Below are 18,802 nucleotides of genomic sequence, written 5' to 3'. Positions count from 1 at the left end.
ACTCGACGCAAGAGCTCTTATTGTCTGCCCATTTTGGCGACAAAGAGGACGCCTTTCCAATAGGCGATGGCCGGTGCTGGCGCAAAGAAAATGCGCGCCCCCCAAAGGAGGACGCGCATCACGGTTGACGGCGAACCGTCCGATCAGTCTCAGGCGGCCTGGTCCAGCTCGCCCGACCAGGTGCCCAGCGCAGCCAGCGAGTTCATGTGGGCGCGGTGGGTGAAGGCGGCCTGTGCCTGCGGGAAATTCTCGCGACGGCCTGCCCAGGTGCGCAGGGCGACGTTCTGCAGCGCGCGACCATAGGAGAAGGTCAGCGGCCAGGGCTTGCCGGCGATCTGGTTCATTGCCGACAGGTGCGCGGTGGCTTCTTCGTCGGTCTGGCCGCCCGACAGGAAGGCGATGCCGGGGACGGCGGCCGGAACATGCTCGCGCAGCACAGCGACGGTGCGGCGCGCCACTTCCTCTACGGTCGGCCGCTCGCGGGAATTGACGCCCGGCAGCACCATGTTCGGCTTCAGCAGCATGCCGCCGAGATCGACACCGGCCAGGCGCAGTTCCTTGAAAGTGTTTTCCAGCACGTCGCCGGTTACTGCTGCGCAGCGCTCGAGCGAGTGGTTACCCGGATCGCCATCGCCGACGACTTCCGGCTCGACGACGGGCACGATGCCGGCTTCCTGGCACAGGATGGCGTAGCGGGCCAGCGCATGGGCATTGGCGCGGATATTGTTGCGGGTGGGAGCCACGTCGTTGATGGTGATCACGGCGCGCCACTTGGCAAAGCCGGCGCCGAGCGCTGCATAGCGTTCGAGGCGCTGGCGCAGGCCGTCGAGACCTTCGGTGATCTTCTCGCCATTGTCGCCGGGCATCGGGAAGGCGCCGCGATCGACCTTGATGCCGGGAATGACGTCGGCATCGGCCAGAATGGCGCGGAACGAGGTGCCGTCGGCCGCAGACTGCTCAAGCGTTTCTTCGGTCAGAATGACGCCGGAGATGTAATTGGTCATGGCATCGGTGGAACGGAACAGCATTTCGCGGTAATCGCGACGCAGATCGAGCGAATTGGGCAAGTTGATCTTGGCGAAACGCTTGGCGATCGTGCCTTCCGATTCATCGGCGGCCAGGATTCCCTTGCCGGGCTCCATCAGTTTCTGGGCGATCGCATTCAACGACTTCGACATGGCTAGACCTCGGGATTGGGAGTGTCCCGAGATTAGACTTTCGTTATGCCGTTTTCGATTAGACCTCCGCATATGCGACGAAAGGCGGATTTTTCGCCGGTCGCGCCGGGGCCAAAGCCCGTGGGGTTGCCCGCGGCGGAGGCGGGCGAGCAACCCATTGAGGCGTCTACTTTTTCAGCGCTTCCACGCCGGGCAGGGGCTTGCCTTCCATCCATTCGAGGAATGCGCCGCCAGCCGTCGAGACATAGGTGAAATCGTCCTTCACGCCGGCATGGGCGAGGGCGGCAACAGTATCGCCGCCACCGGCCACCGAGATCAACTTGCCGTCATGGGTGCGCTTGGCGACATGCTTGGCAATGCCGACCGTGCCCGCGTCGAACGGGTTCATCTCGAAGGCGCCCATCGGGCCGTTCCAGACGACCGTATGCGCGTCATCGATGGCGGCATTCACGCGGTCGATCGAGATTGGGCCGATATCGAGAATCATGCCGTCGGGGTCGATGGCGTCCACGCCATAGAGGCGGGTGGGGGTGTCAGCCTTGAAGTGCCAGGCGACGACAGCGTCGATCGGCAGAATGATGGCACAGCCGCTATCGACAGCCTTGTCCATGATGCGACGGGCCGTATCGGCTAGGTCCTTTTCGGCCAGCGACTTGCCCACGCCGTGCCCCTGGGCATGCAGGAACGTATTGGCCATGCCGCCGCCAATCACCAGGGCATCCACCTTGGTGACGAGGTTTTCGAGCAGGTCGATCTTGGAGGACACCTTGGCGCCGCCGACAATGGCGATAACTGGCTTCTTGGGCTTGCCGAGACCGGCCTCGAGGGCTTCGAGTTCTGCTTCCATGGCAAGGCCCGCTGCGGCAGGCAGCAGGCGCGCCAGCGCTTCGGTCGAAGCGTGCGCGCGGTGGGCGGCCGAGAAGGCGTCGTTGACATAGACATCGCCCAGGCTCGCCATACGCTGCGCCAGTTCGACGTCATTGGCTTCTTCGCCGGGGTGAAACCGGGTATTTTCCAGCACCAGCACCGAACCGGCGGGTGCGGAGTCGATGGCGGCCTGTGCGGCGCTCACATCGGTCCAGTCGGTGGCGACAAAGCCCACCGGGTGGCCGGTTTCATCGGCGACGGCGGCGCAAACCTGTTCCAGCGAGAATTCGGGATCGACCTTGCCCTTGGGACGGCCGAAATGGCTGAGCAGGATCGCCTTGCCGTCATGCTTGACGATTTCGCGGATGGTGGGGACCAGCCGCTCGATGCGGGTGGCATCCGTAACCTTGCCATTGGCGACCGGCACGTTGAGATCGGCCCGCAGCAGCACGCGCTTGTTCTTGAGGTCGAGCTCGTCGAGGGTCTTGAAGGTCGCGGACATGGGGTGCCTCCCGGATTGCTGTGTCTTTTGCGTGGCGTAGCAGAGTGCCGCGGGAGGGGGAAGGGGCCTAGTCCGGGCTGCGTTCGAACAGGCCAGGATAGTTGACGATCAGCAAATCGGCATCGACCTCGAGGATGGCCTCGAAGTCGGGCGCCTGGAAGCGGAAATGGGTGGCGTCGATCCGGGTATAGACCTGCTCGGCGCGCCGCACGCTCATGGCGTCGGCATCGATCCAGGCCATGGCGAAGCGCTGCGGCTGGCCGAGGGTCCACTGGCAGCGCCAGAGCGGCAGGGAATTGGTGAGGGGTGTGGGCCAGATGTCGATATCGAGGCATCCGCGCAGCTCGGGCAGCGGCTCGGCCCGGTCGTCCGACCAGTTGCCGGCCCCATCGGAAAACAGTTCCAGCACCGCGCCATCGGTGCGCTCTAGCTTGACGGTCCGGACATGCTCGGTGTCATCGAGCTTGATGCGATAGGCCAGGCCGTAATCGGGGGTGATGAGCGTCGAGCGGATGCGAGTGTCGCGTTCCGTCGAGATGACGTGACAGTGCTCCAACCTCCTGGCATCGAGCCCGCGCCAGCGGACGAAACGGTCTAGGCTCATATCGCGTCATTCTCGAAGGGATTGCGGGGCGAGACTAGGGGCAGGGCCCCTGGACTGGCAAGCGCTCAGGCCGGGCGAACGGGCTGGCGCAGGATCGTCTTGAGTTTGTCGGGTGCTGTCTTGCGCGGGTCGTTGAGATAGATCTCGTGGTGATGCCCGTTATGCACCAGCTTGCGCCCGGGGATTTCTACTTCGTGCAGGTGCTCCAGCGCCGGGCCCTCTTCATCATAGCTGCCCAGGTGCATGATCTGCAGCGAAAGGCCCTCGGCATAGGTTTCCAACCGCAGGCTCGGAGGGGCATCGGCCAGCTTCTCGGCGGTGGCCAGAACAGCCGCATCATACATGTCGCGGGTGATGAAGTCGGGCACCATGATCATCATGGTCCAGCGCCAGTTGTCCTTGTTGCGGGCGACGAAATCGCTGGGGTCGTCGGCCCACCACAGCCCTTCCAGCGGCGGCACGAAATAATCCTGGCCCGCTTCCTTGGAGGCGAATTTCATCGCGTAGCTGACGCCATAGAGCCAGGCGACGGCCTGGGCATAGGCGGGGGCGGTATTGGGATTGCCCTCACCATCCACCATGACGAAGGTCATGGCGGGCACATCCACGAAGACGAATTCGCGCGGCCCCGGCTGGTAGAGACTTTTCAGCTCGGCCTTGAAGTCGATCTTGTCTTCCATGCTCGGTTCCTCCGGGGCTCACAATCCGTGTCAGCGTGACGGATGCTGTCAGCAGAAAAAACCCCGCCGCAATGCGACGGGGCCAATCGGTGTCGCGAAAACGCGCGAATTAGAGCAGCTTGCCCATCACCACGGCGGTATCGGACATGCGGTTGGAGAAGCCCCATTCGTTGTCGTACCAGGTCAGGATCGAGACGAAGTTGCCGCCCATCACCTTGGTCTGGTCCAGCGCCATGGTCGAGGAATGCGGGTTGCCGTTGAAGTCGATCGAAACCAGCGGCTGGGTGGTGTAGCCGAGGATATTCTTCAGCTCGCCATCGGCATACTTGCGGATCGCGGCGTTGATTTCGTCGGCGGTCACATCGCGCTTGGTGATGAACTTGAAGTCGACGCAGGAAACGTTGGGGGTCGGCACGCGCACCGAGATGCCGTCCAGCTTGCCCTTGAGTTCCGGCAACACGAGGCCGATCGCCTTGGCGGCGCCGGTCGAGGTGGGAATCTGGCTCATCGCCGCAGCGCGGGCGCGATAGAGATCCTTGTGCATGGTGTCGAGCGTCGGCTGGTCACCGGTGTAGGAATGGATGGTGGTCATCATTCCGTGTTCGATGCCGAATTCCTTGTGCATCACATAGGCGACGGGCGCCAGGCAGTTGGTGGTGCACGAGGCGTTCGAAACCACGACGTGGTCAGCGCTCAGCTGGGCGTGGTTGATGCCATAGACCACGGTCAGGTCTGCGCCATCGCCGGGGGCCGAGATCAGCACCTTCTTGGCGCCGGCCTTAAGGTGTGCCGAAGCCTTTTCCTTGCTGGTGAAGATGCCGGTGCATTCGAGAGCGATGTCGACATTCATGGCGGCATGCGGCAACTCGGCCGGGTCGCGGATGGCGGTCACCTTGATCGGGCCACGGCCAACGTCGATGGTGTCGCCGTCGACGGTCACGGTGCCGTTGAAGCGGCCGTGCACGCTGTCGAAGCGGAACAGATGCGCATTGGTCTCAACCGGGCCGAGGTCGTTGATCGCCACGACTTCGATATCGGTGCGACCCGATTCGATGATCGCGCGAAGAACGTTACGGCCGATACGGCCGAAGCCGTTGATGGCGACACGAATTGCCATGGGTAGTTCTCCTGGGGAGGATTTTTACGACAGGGAGGTTGTCGCTCTCTTACAACTGTGCGGTGACGGCTTCAACAATGGCTTTAGACGTAATGCCAAAGTGTTCGTAGAGCGCGTCGATGGGGCCCGAGGCGCCAAACGAGTGCATGCCGACAAAGCGGCCCTTGTCGCCCAGCAGCTTGTCCCAGCTCATCGAAATACCGGCTTCGATGGCAACGCGGGCCTTGGCCTTGCCCAACACTTCGGCGCGGTAGGCGTCGGTCTGCTTGGCAAACAGTTCCATCGAGGGCACCGAGACGACGCGGGCAGAGATTCCCTTTTCGGCCAGGGCCTTCATGCCTTCAATCGCGATGGCGACTTCCGAACCGGTGGCGAAGATCACCGCGTCGGCGTCGAGATCGCCGGCCAGGGTATAGGCGCCACGGGCCGATTTGTTTTCCATCGTATATTCGGTGCGCACGGCCGGCAGGTTCTGGCGCGACAGGGCCAGGATCGAGGGCGCCGTGGTCGATTCCAGCGCCAGCTGCCAGCATTCTGCGGTTTCGACGGCGTCTGCCGGGCGGAAGACCAGCAGGTTCGGAATGGCGCGCAGGGCGCTGAGGTGTTCCACCGGCTGGTGGGTCGGGCCGTCTTCGCCCAGGCCGATCGAGTCGTGGGTCATCACGTAGATGACGCGCTGCTCCATCAGGGCTGACAGGCGGATCGAGGGGCGGGCATAGTCGGTGAAGACCATGAAGGTGCCGCCATAGGGGATGAGGCCGGCATGCAGCGCAATGCCGTTCATCACAGCCGCCATGCCATGCTCGCGGATGCCGTACATCATGTAGCGGCCGGCGCGGTCGGTGGCGGTGAAGGGCAGGGTTTCCTTGGTATTGGTCAGGTTCGAGCCGGTGAGGTCAGCCGAGCCGCCCTGCGTCTCGGGCACGACGGCGTTGATCACGTCGAGTGCCATCTGGCTGGACTTGCGGGTCGCGACCTTGGGCTTGTCTTCAACCAGCTTGCGCTTGTAGCTGTCCATGGCTTCGAGGAAGCCGGCAGGCAGATCGCCATTCATGCGGCGCTCGAATTCGGCCTTGGTGGAAGCAGCGGCGAGGCGGGCCTGCCATGCCGCGCGTTCGCCCTGGCCACGGGCACCGGCGGAGCGCCATGCAGCCAGCGTATCAGCCGGAACCTCAAATGCGGGATAGGTGATGCCCAGGGCGGCCTTGGCGCCAGCCAGTTCCTCGGCGCCGAGCGGGGAGCCGTGCACCTTCTCGGTGCCAGCCTTCTTGGGCGCGCCGAAACCGATGGTGGTCTTGGCAGCGATCAGGGTCGGCAGTTCGGCCTTCTTGGCGGCCAGCAGGGCCTTTTCGATGGCAGCCTGGTCGTGGCCGTCGATCTCGATCGTGTTCCAGCCCGAGGCCTTGAAACGGGCGATCTGGTCGGTGGAATCCGAGTTGGACACAGCGCCGTCGATGGTGATGCTGTTATTGTCCCAGATGATGGTCAGCTTGTTGAGCTTGAGGTGACCGGCCAGCGCGATGGCTTCCTGCGAGATGCCTTCCATCAGGCAGCCGTCGCCGGCGAGGCACCAGGTGTGGTGGTCAACCAGGTCGGCGCCGAATTCGGCAGCCAGCTTGGCTTCAGCCACGGCCATGCCGACGGCATTGCCCACACCCTGGCCGAGCGGGCCGGTGGTGGTCTCGATGCCCTGGGCGAAGTGGTATTCCGGGTGGCCAGCGGTCTTGGAGCCGAGCTGGCGGAAATTCTTGATCTGCTCGATCGTCATGTCCTCGTAACCGAGCAGGTAGAGCGAGGAGTAGAGCAGCATCGAGCCGTGGCCGGCCGAAAGGACGAAGCGGTCACGGTCAGCCCACTTGCTGTCTGCGGGATCGAACTTCATCACTTTGGTGAACAGCACGGTGGCAATGTCGGCGCAGCCCATGGGCAGGCCCGGATGACCGGAATTGGCTTTCTCGACGGCGTCCATGGAAAGAGACCGGATCGCGTTGGCCAAATCGTTCTGCTGGGCGGTGTTCGTCATCGGGATCGCGCTTTCGTCAGGGCTGAAAACTGGGGAGAAGAGGCGCCGAAAGCCTCCTCCCAAAGGCGGGTTCGAGGCATAACAGGTTCGACTATCCTGTCAATGATGCTGCCGGTGCTTCCGGTTGCAAAGCGGCGGACAGTGGGGCACCCTATCGGGGCTGGAATCGTCGTGCATCGAGTGCTCAGGCGCTCTCAATCTCCCGACGCAGGTAAGGACCGTAGTAGCAATGAGTGAGACGGATCTTGAAGACGGGCTGACAGCGGCCAGCGCACGCTTCGACCGTGCCTTGGCGCGGCTGGACCTGTCGGTGCGCAACCTTGATTCCCGCCTGCGCCAGCAGCACCGCATGGAGGTCGATACCCAGCGCCTCGTGCATGAACGCTCGCGTCTGGCCACCGAGCTCGACAAGGCCTCGGCCCGCGCCAAGCGGCTCGATGACAGCGCCCATGACGTCTCCCGCCGGCTCGTCGAGGCGATGGAAACGGTGCGCGAAGTCCTGGCGAAAGCGGAGTAGCGCGATGCCCGAAGTCAATGTCGAAATCAACGGCCGCAAATATCGCATGGCCTGCGAAGAGGGCCAGCAAAAGCACCTGATCGGTCTGGCCGGCCGCTTTAACAGCCAGGTCGAGGCGCTCAAGGGCGCCGTCGGCGAAATCGGCGACAACCGGTTGACGGTCATGGCCGGGATCGCGGTGGTCGACGAGCTGTCCGAAGCCGAAAAGCGCATCAAGGCGCTTGAGCAGGAAGTGCTGGTGCTGACGCGCGCGGGTCAGGAAGTCGCGGCCGAGATCGAAATGCTCGAAGCCAAGTTCGCCGCTAAGCTCAGCGACGCCTCCAGCGCGCTCGAAAACGCCGCCGCCGCCCTCGACCAGTCCGCCCCGCTCCCCCACCTCTGATCCCCTAACAAAGTCCGCGGGCAGCGGCGGTGCTTGGGACTAACCCGGAACGCACCCCTTCAGCCCTCCGCCGGCGGATGGCTCAAGCTGTCGATAAACGCCTGTTCGAGGTCCATCTGCTCGAGCATGTCGCGCAGCACGATGTCGTCGAGTTCATTGGCATCGCGCGCGGCCACCAGCCGGGCGCGGCGTGCTTCGAGCAGGTAGTGGCTCAGCGTCAGCGCCTCCTCGCGGGCCAGCAGGTCATTGCCCAGGTCCTCGTGGCGGTGGCGTCTGGCGCGCCGTTCCATCAGCTCCACCAGGCGCTGTGAGGTCGGATTGTCATGCCTGGCGTGATACTCGGCCAGTGCTTCCTTGGTTGCCGCCTCCGACAGCCGCACGGCCAGCGCGTGCTGGCGCGCATAGTGCAGGGCATCTTCGGGATTGGTCAGGTCGAGCCGGTTGATCAGCCAGGGCAGGGTCAGGCCGTGGATGAGCAAGGTGGCGATGGTCACCAGGAACGCGATGGCCACGATGGCCTCGCGCCCCGGAAAAGCCGCGCCGCTGGCGGTGATGACAGGCGTACCTGCCGCGGCGGCGAGGGTCACCACGCCGCGCATCCCGGTCCAGGACAGGACGAAATTCTCCCTCCAGCGCAAAGGTGGTTGCGGTACCGGCCGCGGCCGTTTTCCCGGACGGCGCTGCAGTTCTGCCATGCGCCGGGTCACGCCGCGATAACGCCAGCGCCCGATCACCGCCGTGGCAAAGATCCAGACGAAGCGGGTGGCCACGATGGCGAGAAAAATGGCCGTCGCTGCCCCGGCCAGCTTCCACATGTCATACCCCGCCACTGCCGCATCGGTGATGACGAAGCGCAGCTGCAGGCCGATATAGGCGAAAACGAAGGTTTCGAGCAGGGTGTCGACGGTGCGCCAAAACTGGCGTTCCTGGATGCGTTCTTCATAACCCGATTTTGCGGCGTGATAGCCCAGAGAAAAGCCGGCCGCCACCACGGCCAGCACGCCCGATGCATGCAGCTCCTCGGCGAGCAGATAGGCGGCAAACGGCACGATGACCGAGATCACGGTGGCCAGAGACGGGTTGCCCAGCCGACGGCGCGCCAGCTGCGCCAGGTTGCCGATCAGTGTGCCGAGGATGATGCCGACAGCGGCGGTATAGAGGAAATAGAGCGCGACATTGTCGATGAAGGGATGGGTGCCAGTCGCGGCAGCCACGGCGGCGGCAAACAGGGTCAGCGCCGCCGCGTCATTGATCAGGCTCTCGCCCTTGAGCACGGTCATCAGGGCCGAGGGCAGACCCATCTTGCGGCCGATGGTGATGGCGGTCACCGCGTCGGGCGGAGCGACCACCGCGCCAAGCACAAGCGCAGCGGCGACCGGCAGGCCGGGCACCTGCAGCACCGCCACCACGGCCACCACGATCGTGGTAGCAAAGACCATGAACACGCCCAGATTGATGATCGTGCCCATGCGGCGGGTGAAATTGACGAAGGAGAAGTCGCTGGCCGCCGAGAACAGCATGGGCGGCAGCACCACGCTGAGGATGATTTCGGGCTCCAGTTCCAGCGCCGGGATGCCCGGAATGAAGGATGCCGCCAGCCCGACAATGGCGACCAGCAGGGCCGGCTGGATGTTGCGGCGTTCAGCCAGCGCGGTGATGGCAATGGCGACGATCATCACGACGAGGATATGCGCAAACATCGACCGCTCCGCTCTCGCATCCACCCGTCACAAGACTATCGTGCGGCGGCAAATACAACAGGGTTTCGCGCGCAGCGCTGTCCAGCGCGGTGCCGAAGGGGTGTCGAAAGCTTGGTCTTTGCCCTTTGCACCGCCGGACAAACATCCTATATCTTGGAAGCTGCCCGGTACGTGCGGATCCAATATCCCCGGGGCCTTAATCGATTCTGAGGGAGCTGTCCCTGACCGGGCCCGTGGGCTCGGACATACGGCGCCCACCTACGTAAGTAGGTTCCCGGGATCGACTATCCCACGGCCAGGGCGGCACCTAATTTTTCCGAGCAGGTTGCGACGCGCGCATGGATGAGACGATCGAGGAAGCCAAGGCGGCGCTGAGGATCAAGGCGCATGCCGCCAGGGCTTCGCTAGACCATCAGGAGCGGGCCGAAGCGGCGCGCGCGGCGTCCGAACACTTCTTCAACGAAATCCCCCTGCAAGCCTCCGACGTGGTGGCCGCCTATTGGCGCATTCGCGACGAGCTCGATTGCCAGCCCATCCTGGTGCGGCTGATGGACAGCAACCAGACCGTGGTGCTGCCCGTGGTGCTAGGTCCCGAACTGCCGCTCGAGCTGCGCGTCTGGGAGCAGGGCGCTGCGCTTTACGAAGCCGGTTTCGGCACGCTCGCCCCGTCCGATCTGGCGCCTCATGCCGTGCCCGACGTCATCATCATGCCGCTGCTCGGCTTCGACAAGCTGGGCACGCGCCTGGGCTATGGCGGCGGCTATTATGACCGTACGCTGGCCGGTCTCGCCCGCAAGCCGCGACTGATCGGGCTGGCCTATGCGGCCCAGGAGCTCGACGAGATCCCCCGCGAGCCGCATGACATCCCGCTTGATGCAATCATCACCGAGAACGGTGTGCGGCACTTCGGCGCCAGCGCATGAAACTGCTGTTCCTGGGCGATGTGATGGGCCGTGCCGGCCGCGATGCCGTGAGTGAGCGCCTGCCGGGCATCATCGAGCGCTACAAATTCGATTTCGTCGTGGTCAATGGCGAGAATGCCAGCCATGGCAAGGGGCTGACCGAGCCGCATTTCAATGCCATCCGCAATGCGGGGGCCGATATCGTCACGTTGGGCGACCATGCCTTCGATCAGCGCGAGACGATTTCCTATATCGAACGCGAAAATACGCTGCTGCGTCCCATCAACATGCCGCCCGGCACGCCGGGGCGCGGTGCCATGTTCATCGAGGGCCGCAATGGCCATCGTGTGTTGGTGATCAATGCGCAGGGACGCGTGTTCATGCCGCCCATCGATGACCCGTTCCGCGCCGTCGAGGCGGCGGTGGCGGCGTGCCCGCTTGGCGAACAGGCCGATGCGATCGTCGTCGATTTCCACACCGAGGCGACCTCGGAAATCCAGGCCATGGGGCATTTCCTCGATGGCAAGGTGAGCCTGGTCGTCGGCACCCACACCCATATCCCCACCGCTGATCATCGCGTGCTGCGCGGTGGCACGGCGCTGATGGCCGATGCTGGCATGTGCGGGGATTTCGATTCCATCATCGGCACCGATATGGATGAGCCGCTCAACCGGTTCCTCACCGGCATTCCGAACGGGCGTTTCTCGCCGGCGGAAGGCGAGGCCACCCTGTGCGGCGTCGCCATCCACACCGATCCGCGCACCGGCCTTGCGACCAAGGTCCTGCCGCTGCGTCTGGGCGGCACGCTGGCCCAGGCCGAGCCGATTTTCGATTGATGCTCAGCCAGGACAGTTTTGGCCCCGGCGGCTGCCGCTCCGGACGTCCTCCCCCGAGGCGCTAGCGCTGTGTCTTCACGCGCGGAAAAGCGGGTCAGCTTCACAAACGAACTGCACTTGCCTATAACCCGCGACCATAATCCAGCAGCTACTTTTTCGAGGGGAGTGACCGATGGCCGGCCATTCACACGCCAAAAACATCATGCACCGCAAAGGCAAGTCCGATGCGGCCCGTTCCAAGGTCTTCTCCAAGCTGGCACGCGAAATCACCGTCGCGGCCAAGCTTGGCATGCCAGACCCGGCATTCAATGCGCGCCTTCGCCTGGCCGTGACCAATGCCCGTGCGCAGTCCATGCCCAAGGACAATATCGACCGCGCCATCAAGAAGGCGATCGGTTCGGATGGCGAGAACTATGACGAAATCCGCTACGAGGGCTACGGCCCCGGTGGCGTTGCGATCATCGTCGAGACGCTGACCGACAACCGCAACCGCACTGCCTCCAACGTCCGCTCCTACTTCTCCAAGAATGGCGGCGCGATGGGCGAAACCAACTCGGTCGGGTTCATGTTCGACAAGGTTGGCGAGATCACCTATCCGGCCAAGGCCGGTTCGGACGATGCCGTGATGGAAGCGGCGATCGAAGCCGGCGCCGATGACGTCGAAAGCGACGAAGAAGGCCACTACATCACCACCTCGTTCGAGGCCATGATCGAAGTCGCCGCTGCGCTCGAAAAGGTTCTCGGGGAAGCGGAATCGGTCAAGGCCGTGTGGAAGCCGCAGACCAATACGCCGATCGATGCCGAAAAGGGTGCGACCCTGATGAAGCTGATCGCCACGCTCGAGGAAGACGATGACGTGCAGAACGTCTATTCGAACTTCGAAATGAGCGACGAAGACGCTGCCAAGCTGGAAGGCTAAGCCCTTCGGTCAGGGGATTGAAACAAGGGCGGTGCCAGTGGCGCCGCCCTTTTTGCTATGCCGTGCGCTGCAGCTCGATCGCTGGATGGTCGGTGGCATGCACCACCACGGCGCGATTGCGACCGGCCTGCTTGGCGCCGTAAAGGCGCTGGTCGGCGACGCAGAACAGATCCGCAAAAGCGCATGCGCCTTCAAAGGCGACCCCGCCAATGCTCACGGAAAGCGCATGCTGCTGTCCGCCCGGCGCGAAGCTGGCGGTATTGACCGAACGGCGGATGCGCTCGGCGACGGTTTCGGCGGCAAGTTGATCGACACCGGGCAGGTAGACCCCGAATTCCTCGCCGCCGATGCGCCCGACCAGGTCGCCCGGGCGTAGCACCCGACGGATCGAGCGGGCGATCAGCGTCAGCGCCTCGTCGCCGCAGGTGTGGCCATAGAGATCGTTGATCGCTTTGAACTTGTCGGCGTCGATGATCAGCAGCGCGCCCCGGCGGGCGCTCTCCTGCTGGCCCAGCGCGGCGCTGACCGTCTTGGTGAAGGCGCCGCGATTGAGGCAGGCGGTGAGGCTATCGGTGCGCGCCACCAGCCCCAGCCGCTGGTTTGAAATCGCCAGTCCCCGTACCCGCAGGCTCATATAGAGAAACAGCGGCAGTCCCAGCAGCACTGGAAGGGCGGTGCCGGTGATGATGGCGCGGTTCACCGCCTCCTGTCCGAGATCACCGAATGCCACGACGTTGAACGCCACCGAGACCAGCACACAGCCCAGGGTGCCCCAGATGGTCCAGTGGCCGACGCTGGACCAGCGCTGCAACGTGTTCAGGGTCTTGGTAGAGATCATCGTTTGTCTCGTTGCTGGAAATGGCTGTCGCGTTTCCTTGGAGGGAAACGAAGGCGCAGTTCGTCATAGTCGGGACGTCAGATGACCGGGTTTCCGGTCAGGCCGCTTGCTTCATTGCGACGCAGTCGCGGCCGGCATTCTTGGCTTCGTAGAGATGTTCGTCGGCGAGGCGATAGAGCTCGCTGAACTGGGCAGGGGTCGTATAGGTGGCCCCGCCAATACTGACGGACAGCGGGCAGGGCTTGCCCTCCGGTGCAAACTTGATCGCGCTGACCGTGCTGCGGATGCGCTCGGCCAGATGGTCGGCCGTGGCTGCGTCGGTCTCTGCCAGAAAGACACCAAACTCTTCGCCGCCCAGCCGTCCCACCAGGTCCTGGCCGCGGACGGCCTTGAGCACGGCACGCGCGATCAGGCGCAGCGCCTGGTCGCCCACGTCATGTCCGAAGCGATCGTTGACGCTCTTGAACTCGTCGGCATCCACTACCAGCAACGCGCCCGAAGAACCGATCGAACGGCGGCTTTCCAGATGCGCGGTGACCGCGCGGGTAAAGGCGCCGCGGTTGAGGCAGGACGTTAGCCAATCGGTGGTCGCCATATATTCCAGCTGCTTGTTGGCGTGACGCAGCTTTTCGCGGCCGAGCGTGAGGAAGAAAATCATCGGGCCGCCAAGCAGCAGCGGGGTAACGATGGCCACCATCAGGCCCTGCACATTGATGCCGCCCGAGAAGGTGGCCATGATGGAATTGGTGATGATGATCGACAGAACCACCGAAATCGCCGTGCAACCGCCCGCGATGCGATAGATACGCAGCCACGTTCGCTTCGGCAGTGCCCGATGGAGTTCTGTCATAATGTCTTGCCCCGCATTCCCAGGCGGCACGCTAGGGGGAACGGGTTAAAGATAGTGTTGGCGGGATAGGTTAAATTTTACCGATCCGGGTTTTCCACTGGTCGTGTTGCCTATTTGTTCACATTAGACTTGGTAGGTTGGCGCACCATCACTAAGGATGAGCGCATGAACGCCGCTACACGAATCATCGGCATCGATCCGGGCCTGCGCCGCTGCGGCTGGGGTGTGATCGAGACGCTGGGCAACCGGCTGACCTTTGTCGCCTCTGGCACGGTGACGCCGCCCGTCGATGGTTCGCTGGCCGAACGGCTGGCCCTGCTGTTTGCCGGCCTGGGCGAAGTGCTCGACCGTTACGCGCCCGACGAGGCTGCGGTGGAAGAGACTTTCGTCAATGCCGGCGCGCGCTCCGCCCTCATTTTGGGGCAGGCGCGCGGCGTTGCGCTGTTGACGCCGGCTGCGCGCGGCCTGCCGGTCGCCGAATATGCCGCCAACCTGGTCAAGAAGTCGGTGGTCGGTGCCGGCCACGCGGAAAAGGGCCAGGTCCAGCTGATGGTCAAGACGCTGCTGCCCGCGGCCGACTTCAAGGGCGCCGACGCGGCGGATGCCTTGGCCATCGCCATTTGCCACGCCCACCATCGGGTGGCCAATCAACGTTTGAGGATGCTCGCATGATCGGCAAGCTCAAGGGGCTGGTCGACAGCTTCGGGGATGATTTCGTGCTGATCGATTGCGGGGGCGTCTGTTACGAGGCGTTCTGCTCCAGCCGCACGCTGCAGTCTCTGCCGCGCGTCGGGGAGGCCGCCGTGGTCTTCATCGAAACCATTGTGCGCGAAGACATGATCCGCCTCTATGGCTTCGCCAGCGAGAGCGAAAAGGGCTGGTTCAACCTCCTGATGACCGTGCAGGGCGTGGGGGCGCGCGTGGCGCTGTCCATCCTCTCGACGCTCACCCCCGCGGAAATCTCGAGCGCGGTGGCGCTGCAGGACAAGGCCATGATCGGCCGCGCCAATGGGGTCGGCCCCAAGCTGGCCGTGCGCCTCATCACCGAGCTCAAGGGCAAGGTGCCGACCGGTCCGGGGATCGACGCGGGAACCTTGGGCCTCCAGGCCGCCCTGGGCGAGGGCGTTGCGCCCTCGGCCATTTCCGACGCCGTGTCCGCGCTGACCAATCTGGGCTATTCCAGCGCCCAGGCCTCGGCTGCCCTGGCGCGCATCGTCGCCCGCGAAGGCGAGGGCGTCGCCACCGAGAAACTAATCCGGCTAGGCCTGCGGGAGCTAAGCAGCTAGCGTGCCCCTCAACAATAAACAGAGGGGGAATACTATGAGCGTGCAGAAATCGACGCGGACGGTCTTGCTGGCCGGCGTCGCTCTAGTAGCGATGCTGATGCCGGTAACGGTTTACGCCGACCAGAATGAGGTGGTCGGGGTGGCGATCTACTTCGACAACGGGGATGGCACGACCAAGCCCTTCCTGTTCCACGATCTCAACGCGCCGTTGCCGCGCTGGTCCTGCGAGGCCCGCCTCGATTATCTCACCAAGATGTATTACCGCATGAGCCGGTCAAATCCCGAACTCAAGGGCAAGAAGGCCGTGCGCTCGGCCTGTGCCCGGGTGCAGGGATTTGACTTCAGCGACCGCTAGCCTGGGCCCGACACGCCCGGCACTGCCTGAAATGGAACTATTCGCGTGACTGACCTGACCTCTCCAGCCGCCGGGCGCGATGATCCGCTCGACGTCTCCCTGCGCCCCTCCGGCTTTGACGATTTCGTCGGGCAGGCGGCGGCGCGCGCCAATCTCGAGGTCTTCATCAAGGCGGCCAAACATCGCGGCACCGCGCTGGATCACGTTCTGTTCGTCGGCCCGCCGGGCCTGGGCAAGACCACGCTGGCGCAGATTATTTCGCGCGAACTGGGCGTCGGCTTCCGCGCCACGTCCGGCCCGGTCATCGCCAAGGCGGGTGACTTGGCGGCGCTGCTCACCAATCTCGAAGAGCGCGACGTGCTGTTCATCGACGAGATCCACCGGCTCAATCCGGCGATCGAGGAAGTGCTCTATCCGGCGATGGAGGATTTCCAGCTCGATCTGATCATCGGCGAAGGCCCGGCCGCCCGCTCGGTGCGCATCGATCTGGCCAAATTCACGCTGGTCGGGGCCACGACGCGCGCGGGTCTGCTGACCACGCCCTTGCGTGACCGGTTCGGCATTCCGGTGCGGCTCAATTTCTATACGCCCGAGGAACTGGTGCTGATCGTGCAGCGCGGCGCGCGCCTGCTCGGCATGCCGATGGCACCCGATGGCGCCATGGAAATCGCCCGCCGATCGCGCGGTACCCCGCGCATTGCCGGGCGCCTGCTGCGCCGCGTGACCGATTTCGCGCTGGTCGATGGCTCCGGCGAGATCACCCGCGCCATTGCCGATAAGGCTTTGTTGCGGCTCGATGTCGATGCGCGCGGCCTCGATCAGCTCGACCGGCGCTACCTCACCACTATTGCCGATTTCTACAATGGCGGTCCGGTGGGCATCGAAACCATCGCCGCCGCGCTCAGCGAGCCGCGCGACGCCATCGAGGAAATCGTCGAGCCCTATCTGATCCAGCAGGGTTTTATTCAGCGCACCCCGCGCGGCCGCATGCTCACCGGCACTGCCTTCCAGCACCTTGGCAAGATCGTGCCGCAGGGTTTCGTCGGCCTGCAGCAAAGCCTCTTCGAGGAGCCCGAGGAATGACCCCGGCCGACCCGGTTGCCACGAGCGTCAAACTAAGCAAGCCAGCCCATCGCGCTTTGGCTAGTGCGGGCATTGTCAGCTTTGCCGATCTGGCCCGCTGGGCCCAGGCCGACATCGCTGCCTTGCACGGGGTGGGCCCGGCCTCGTTTCCGCCACTGCTTGCCGCGCTGGCCGCGCGTGGATTGGGGTTTGCCAAACCATGACCCACCACTTCCCCGTCCGCATCTATTACGAAGACACCGATTTCTCGGGCAATGTTTATCACGCGGCCTATCTCAAGTTCTTCGAGCGCGGCCGCACCGAATTCCTGCGCGACAATGGCATCCACCATTCCGAGCTGGCCGGGGAGGGCATCGCCTTTGCCGTCCGCTCCATGGACATCCAGTTCGATGGCGCCGCCCATATCGATGACCTGCTCGATGTCACCACCGAAGTGGCCGCAGCCAGCGGCGCGCGGCTGACCCTGCGCCAGGCCATCTTGCGCGACGGCGTCGTGCTCACCCGCGCCACCGTGCTGGTGGTGGCGATCAAGACCAGCGGCGGCCCCGCCCGCATGCCCAAGGCGATCCTGGCGCTGTTCCAGCAGGGCTAGCGTCAGCAACCGCGCCGGGTAGCACCCACGAACGTCACCCTCGGGCTTGACCCGAGGGCGTTTCACTTTCTTGCGCGTCCGGTCAGTGCAGACCCCTCGGGTTAAGCCCGAGGGTGACAGCTTGAGTGTGTGACGAGAACCGCAGTTACATCGCAGCGGCCTTGGTCACCTGGCCGCGGATTTCGCCATCGGGATGGGCCGCGGTGTGGATGTTGAAATACCACATGCCGTCCTGCAGCTGCTGGGCCTGTTCGGCATTCAGCGTGGCTTCGCCGGCGATCGGGCTGGTCAATGCGCCTTCGATCGGCACCACCGGACCGGCATTGGATTTGTCATCGGCCGGGCCGTGGAAGTGGGCCGCGGTGGCGTCGCCGGTAAGCCCCTCATAGGTCACGTTCCATTTCAGGGCCATCGTCTCGGTGTCGAAAGTGCCTTCGAGCGTACCCTTGCCGGCAGAGTCGGTGGCGGGCACTTCGGCCGCCCCGGTCAGTTGCGCGGTGAGGTTGATCACTTCGGCGAAAGCCGGCGTGGCGGCGGAAAATGCGCCCGCCACCATCAGGGCGGCCAGGGATGCAGTACGGATATTCATGATGAACTCCTTGAGCAGGGAACAATTCATTGTGCCCCCGCAGAACGGGCACCCCCGCCGCCGAGTTGCTTCACAATCGCCGCCGCGGGACTGCGCGAGTCGGTTTATTAACCAGTTCTTGACCATAATTGCGCCAAAGGGAGTTCTGCTCCGTTGCCTGGGCCGCAAGACCCAGTGTCGCGGGCATTTCTCTTAATTTTGACAGATTTCGCCCCCATCGCCTGAAGCGTGAAGGGTCGGGTGCGTGAACCGGGCCGAGAAGGATTTCTATATGGAAGCCATGGACGCTGTGGGAGCTGTAGCCCCCCATGCTGATTTGTCGATCTGGGGACTGTTCTGGGCGGCGGACTGGATCGTTAAGTCGGTAATGCTCGGCCTGCTGGGCGCCTCCGTCTGGTGCTGGGCCATCATCATCGACAAGTCCATCACCTATCGCCGCACCGAAGCCGAAATGAACCGCTTTGAGCGCACCTTCTGGTCGGGCCAGTCGCTGGAAGAGCTGTATCAGCAGCAGTCCGAGAAGGCTTCCGGCGGCCTGGGCGCGGTTTTCGTCGCCGCCATGAAGGAATGGAAGCGCAGCCACGAGCAGAACGCCGCTTCCTTCGTGGGCATGCAGCAGCGCCTCGACAAGGTGCTCGACGTGGCCATCGCGCGCGAGAGCGAGACGCTGGAAAAGCGCCTGGGTTTCCTCGCCACCATTGGTTCGGCCGGTCCGTTCATCGGCCTCTTCGGCACGGTCTGGGGCATCATGAATGCCTTTACCGCCATTGCCGCATCGTCCAATACCAGCCTTGCCGTCGTGGCAGGCCCGATCGCCGAGGCGCTGTTTGCGACCGCGATTGGCCTCGTCGCCGCTATCCCGGCCGTCATTGCCTATAACAAGCTCAGCTCCGATGCCGGGAAGTTGATCGGACGCCTTGAAGGTTTCGCCGACGAGTTCTCGACCATTCTCAGCCGCCAGCTCGAAGCCCGGAGCAACTGA

General features: G+C 64.0%; 22 protein-coding genes and 1 other RNA gene. 13 read left to right on the top strand and 10 right to left on the bottom strand.

Annotated features, from left to right (window positions below; all coding sequences use genetic code 11):
- Positions 1 to 149 precede the first annotated feature (149 nt).
- The 6 genes from ACZ5WT_RS03180 to tkt all read right to left on the bottom strand — a co-directional run bounded on the left by ACZ5WT_RS03180 (position 150) and on the right by tkt (position 6,971).
- Positions 150 to 1,178: a class I fructose-bisphosphate aldolase gene (locus ACZ5WT_RS03180; protein ID WP_464285944.1), complete on the bottom strand. Its 1,029-nt coding sequence runs from the start codon at positions 1,176 to 1,178 to the stop codon at positions 150 to 152.
- Between the two features lie 166 nt (positions 1,179 to 1,344).
- Positions 1,345 to 2,547, bottom strand: coding sequence for a phosphoglycerate kinase (locus ACZ5WT_RS03175; protein WP_464285943.1), 1,203 nt, complete (start codon positions 2,545 to 2,547; stop codon positions 1,345 to 1,347).
- A gap of 67 nt (positions 2,548 to 2,614) precedes the next feature.
- Positions 2,615 to 3,151 carry a putative glycolipid-binding domain-containing protein gene (locus ACZ5WT_RS03170; RefSeq protein WP_464285942.1) on the bottom strand — a complete coding sequence of 179 codons (537 nt, stop codon included), beginning with the start codon at positions 3,149 to 3,151 and terminating at the stop codon, positions 2,615 to 2,617.
- 65 nt (positions 3,152 to 3,216) lie between these two features.
- The gene (locus ACZ5WT_RS03165; RefSeq protein WP_464285941.1) at positions 3,217 to 3,831 is read right to left on the bottom strand and encodes a GyrI-like domain-containing protein; all 615 of its coding nucleotides are present in this window, start codon (positions 3,829 to 3,831) and stop codon (positions 3,217 to 3,219) included.
- A gap of 109 nt (positions 3,832 to 3,940) precedes the next feature.
- Positions 3,941 to 4,948, bottom strand: a complete 1,008-nt coding sequence (gene gap, locus ACZ5WT_RS03160) for a type I glyceraldehyde-3-phosphate dehydrogenase (RefSeq protein ID WP_464285940.1) — start codon at positions 4,946 to 4,948, stop codon at positions 3,941 to 3,943.
- A gap of 49 nt (positions 4,949 to 4,997) precedes the next feature.
- Complete coding sequence (gene tkt / locus ACZ5WT_RS03155; RefSeq protein WP_464285939.1) at positions 4,998 to 6,971, bottom strand: transketolase; 1,974 nt, start codon at positions 6,969 to 6,971, stop codon at positions 4,998 to 5,000.
- 229 nt (positions 6,972 to 7,200) lie between these two features.
- Between tkt and ACZ5WT_RS03150 the strand changes: the two genes are divergently transcribed.
- The gene (locus tag ACZ5WT_RS03150; RefSeq protein WP_464285938.1) at positions 7,201 to 7,488 is read left to right on the top strand and encodes a DUF4164 family protein; all 288 of its coding nucleotides are present in this window, start codon (positions 7,201 to 7,203) and stop codon (positions 7,486 to 7,488) included.
- 4 nt (positions 7,489 to 7,492) lie between these two features.
- A complete protein-coding gene (locus ACZ5WT_RS03145) occupies positions 7,493 to 7,870 on the top strand; it encodes a cell division protein ZapA (RefSeq protein ID WP_464285937.1) in 378 nt (125 codons plus the stop codon).
- A 59-nt stretch (positions 7,871 to 7,929) separates the two neighbouring features.
- Here the strand turns inward: ACZ5WT_RS03145 and ACZ5WT_RS03140 are convergent, their stop codons facing one another.
- Positions 7,930 to 9,570, bottom strand: a complete 1,641-nt coding sequence (locus ACZ5WT_RS03140; protein WP_464285936.1) for a Na+/H+ antiporter — start codon at positions 9,568 to 9,570, stop codon at positions 7,930 to 7,932.
- A gap of 154 nt (positions 9,571 to 9,724) precedes the next feature.
- Here ACZ5WT_RS03140 and ssrS point away from each other — a divergent pair.
- From ssrS to ACZ5WT_RS03120, 4 genes are all read left to right on the top strand, one after another.
- A non-coding RNA gene (gene ssrS / locus ACZ5WT_RS03135) (6S RNA) lies at positions 9,725 to 9,881 on the top strand.
- A gap of 27 nt (positions 9,882 to 9,908) precedes the next feature.
- Complete coding sequence (locus ACZ5WT_RS03130) at positions 9,909 to 10,493, top strand: 5-formyltetrahydrofolate cyclo-ligase (RefSeq protein WP_464285935.1); 585 nt, start codon at positions 9,909 to 9,911, stop codon at positions 10,491 to 10,493.
- Positions 10,490 to 11,308, top strand: a complete 819-nt coding sequence (locus tag ACZ5WT_RS03125; protein ID WP_464285934.1) for a TIGR00282 family metallophosphoesterase — start codon at positions 10,490 to 10,492, stop codon at positions 11,306 to 11,308. The genes ACZ5WT_RS03130 and ACZ5WT_RS03125 overlap by 4 nt, the downstream gene beginning before the upstream one ends.
- Before the next feature lie 172 nt (positions 11,309 to 11,480).
- Positions 11,481 to 12,227 carry a YebC/PmpR family DNA-binding transcriptional regulator gene (locus tag ACZ5WT_RS03120; RefSeq protein WP_464285933.1) on the top strand — a complete coding sequence of 249 codons (747 nt, stop codon included), beginning with the start codon at positions 11,481 to 11,483 and terminating at the stop codon, positions 12,225 to 12,227.
- A 55-nt stretch (positions 12,228 to 12,282) separates the two neighbouring features.
- Here ACZ5WT_RS03120 and ACZ5WT_RS03115 read toward each other — a convergent pair whose 3' ends face one another.
- Together ACZ5WT_RS03115 and ACZ5WT_RS03110 are read right to left on the bottom strand one after the other, a co-directional pair.
- On the bottom strand, positions 12,283 to 13,065 hold the full coding sequence (locus ACZ5WT_RS03115; protein WP_464285932.1) for a GGDEF domain-containing protein: 783 nt from the start codon (positions 13,063 to 13,065) through the stop codon (positions 12,283 to 12,285).
- 97 nt (positions 13,066 to 13,162) lie between these two features.
- Positions 13,163 to 13,915 (bottom strand): GGDEF domain-containing protein, encoded by a 753-nt coding sequence (locus ACZ5WT_RS03110; RefSeq protein WP_464285931.1) that lies wholly within the window; start codon positions 13,913 to 13,915, stop codon positions 13,163 to 13,165.
- Positions 13,916 to 14,080: 165 nt separating this feature from the next.
- Here ACZ5WT_RS03110 and ruvC point away from each other — a divergent pair, with 165 nt between their 5' ends.
- From ruvC to ybgC, 6 genes are read left to right on the top strand one after another with little or no spacing between them, the layout of a single operon-like run.
- Positions 14,081 to 14,587, top strand: a complete 507-nt coding sequence (ruvC, locus tag ACZ5WT_RS03105) for a crossover junction endodeoxyribonuclease RuvC (protein WP_464285930.1) — start codon at positions 14,081 to 14,083, stop codon at positions 14,585 to 14,587.
- Positions 14,584 to 15,201, top strand: coding sequence for a Holliday junction branch migration protein RuvA (gene ruvA / locus ACZ5WT_RS03100; RefSeq protein WP_464285929.1), 618 nt, complete (start codon positions 14,584 to 14,586; stop codon positions 15,199 to 15,201). The genes ruvC and ruvA overlap by 4 nt, the downstream gene beginning before the upstream one ends.
- A 34-nt stretch (positions 15,202 to 15,235) precedes the next feature.
- The gene (locus tag ACZ5WT_RS03095) at positions 15,236 to 15,556 is read left to right on the top strand and encodes a hypothetical protein (protein ID WP_464285928.1); all 321 of its coding nucleotides are present in this window, start codon (positions 15,236 to 15,238) and stop codon (positions 15,554 to 15,556) included.
- 45 nt (positions 15,557 to 15,601) lie between these two features.
- On the top strand, positions 15,602 to 16,639 hold the full coding sequence (gene ruvB, locus ACZ5WT_RS03090) for a Holliday junction branch migration DNA helicase RuvB (RefSeq protein ID WP_464285927.1): 1,038 nt from the start codon (positions 15,602 to 15,604) through the stop codon (positions 16,637 to 16,639).
- Complete coding sequence (locus tag ACZ5WT_RS03085) at positions 16,636 to 16,842, top strand: helix-hairpin-helix domain-containing protein (protein ID WP_464285926.1); 207 nt, start codon at positions 16,636 to 16,638, stop codon at positions 16,840 to 16,842. The genes ruvB and ACZ5WT_RS03085 overlap by 4 nt, the downstream gene beginning before the upstream one ends.
- The gene (gene ybgC, locus ACZ5WT_RS03080) at positions 16,839 to 17,231 is read left to right on the top strand and encodes a tol-pal system-associated acyl-CoA thioesterase (RefSeq protein WP_464285925.1); all 393 of its coding nucleotides are present in this window, start codon (positions 16,839 to 16,841) and stop codon (positions 17,229 to 17,231) included. Before ACZ5WT_RS03085 ends, ybgC begins: the two co-directional genes overlap by 4 nt.
- A gap of 145 nt (positions 17,232 to 17,376) precedes the next feature.
- Here the strand turns inward: ybgC and ACZ5WT_RS03075 are convergent, their stop codons facing one another.
- Positions 17,377 to 17,820: a CHRD domain-containing protein gene (locus ACZ5WT_RS03075; RefSeq protein ID WP_464285924.1), complete on the bottom strand. Its 444-nt coding sequence runs from the start codon at positions 17,818 to 17,820 to the stop codon at positions 17,377 to 17,379.
- Positions 17,821 to 18,100: 280 nt separating this feature from the next.
- Here ACZ5WT_RS03075 and tolQ point away from each other — a divergent pair, with 280 nt between their 5' ends.
- Positions 18,101 to 18,802, top strand: a complete 702-nt coding sequence (gene tolQ, locus ACZ5WT_RS03070) for a protein TolQ (protein WP_464287144.1) — start codon at positions 18,101 to 18,103, stop codon at positions 18,800 to 18,802.

The sequence above is a fragment of the Devosia sp. T2-14 genome (assembly GCF_055397495.1).
Note: the sequence above shows the minus strand (reverse complement) of the source record. Positions and strands in the feature narration are given on the sequence as shown.

Coding starts and splice junctions, on each gene's coding strand:
- ACZ5WT_RS03120 (WP_464285933.1), top strand. CDS start 11,481: ATGGCCGGCCATTCACACGCCAAAAACATCATGCACCGCAAAGGCAAG.
- ACZ5WT_RS03110 (WP_464285931.1), bottom strand. CDS start 13,915: ATGACAGAACTCCATCGGGCACTGCCGAAGCGAACGTGGCTGCGTATC.
- tkt (WP_464285939.1), bottom strand. CDS start 6,971: ATGACGAACACCGCCCAGCAGAACGATTTGGCCAACGCGATCCGGTCT.
- ybgC (WP_464285925.1), top strand. CDS start 16,839: ATGACCCACCACTTCCCCGTCCGCATCTATTACGAAGACACCGATTTC.
- ruvC (WP_464285930.1), top strand. CDS start 14,081: ATGAACGCCGCTACACGAATCATCGGCATCGATCCGGGCCTGCGCCGC.
- ACZ5WT_RS03165 (WP_464285941.1), bottom strand. CDS start 3,831: ATGGAAGACAAGATCGACTTCAAGGCCGAGCTGAAAAGTCTCTACCAG.
- ACZ5WT_RS03150 (WP_464285938.1), top strand. CDS start 7,201: ATGAGTGAGACGGATCTTGAAGACGGGCTGACAGCGGCCAGCGCACGC.
- ACZ5WT_RS03140 (WP_464285936.1), bottom strand. CDS start 9,570: ATGTTTGCGCATATCCTCGTCGTGATGATCGTCGCCATTGCCATCACC.
- ruvA (WP_464285929.1), top strand. CDS start 14,584: ATGATCGGCAAGCTCAAGGGGCTGGTCGACAGCTTCGGGGATGATTTC.
- ACZ5WT_RS03175 (WP_464285943.1), bottom strand. CDS start 2,547: ATGTCCGCGACCTTCAAGACCCTCGACGAGCTCGACCTCAAGAACAAG.
- ACZ5WT_RS03130 (WP_464285935.1), top strand. CDS start 9,909: ATGGATGAGACGATCGAGGAAGCCAAGGCGGCGCTGAGGATCAAGGCG.
- ACZ5WT_RS03145 (WP_464285937.1), top strand. CDS start 7,493: ATGCCCGAAGTCAATGTCGAAATCAACGGCCGCAAATATCGCATGGCC.
- ACZ5WT_RS03075 (WP_464285924.1), bottom strand. CDS start 17,820: ATGAATATCCGTACTGCATCCCTGGCCGCCCTGATGGTGGCGGGCGCA.
- gap (WP_464285940.1), bottom strand. CDS start 4,948: ATGGCAATTCGTGTCGCCATCAACGGCTTCGGCCGTATCGGCCGTAAC.
- ACZ5WT_RS03125 (WP_464285934.1), top strand. CDS start 10,490: ATGAAACTGCTGTTCCTGGGCGATGTGATGGGCCGTGCCGGCCGCGAT.
- ACZ5WT_RS03170 (WP_464285942.1), bottom strand. CDS start 3,151: ATGAGCCTAGACCGTTTCGTCCGCTGGCGCGGGCTCGATGCCAGGAGG.
- tolQ (WP_464287144.1), top strand. CDS start 18,101: ATGGACGCTGTGGGAGCTGTAGCCCCCCATGCTGATTTGTCGATCTGG.
- ACZ5WT_RS03180 (WP_464285944.1), bottom strand. CDS start 1,178: ATGTCGAAGTCGTTGAATGCGATCGCCCAGAAACTGATGGAGCCCGGC.
- ACZ5WT_RS03095 (WP_464285928.1), top strand. CDS start 15,236: ATGAGCGTGCAGAAATCGACGCGGACGGTCTTGCTGGCCGGCGTCGCT.
- ACZ5WT_RS03085 (WP_464285926.1), top strand. CDS start 16,636: ATGACCCCGGCCGACCCGGTTGCCACGAGCGTCAAACTAAGCAAGCCA.
- ACZ5WT_RS03115 (WP_464285932.1), bottom strand. CDS start 13,065: ATGATCTCTACCAAGACCCTGAACACGTTGCAGCGCTGGTCCAGCGTC.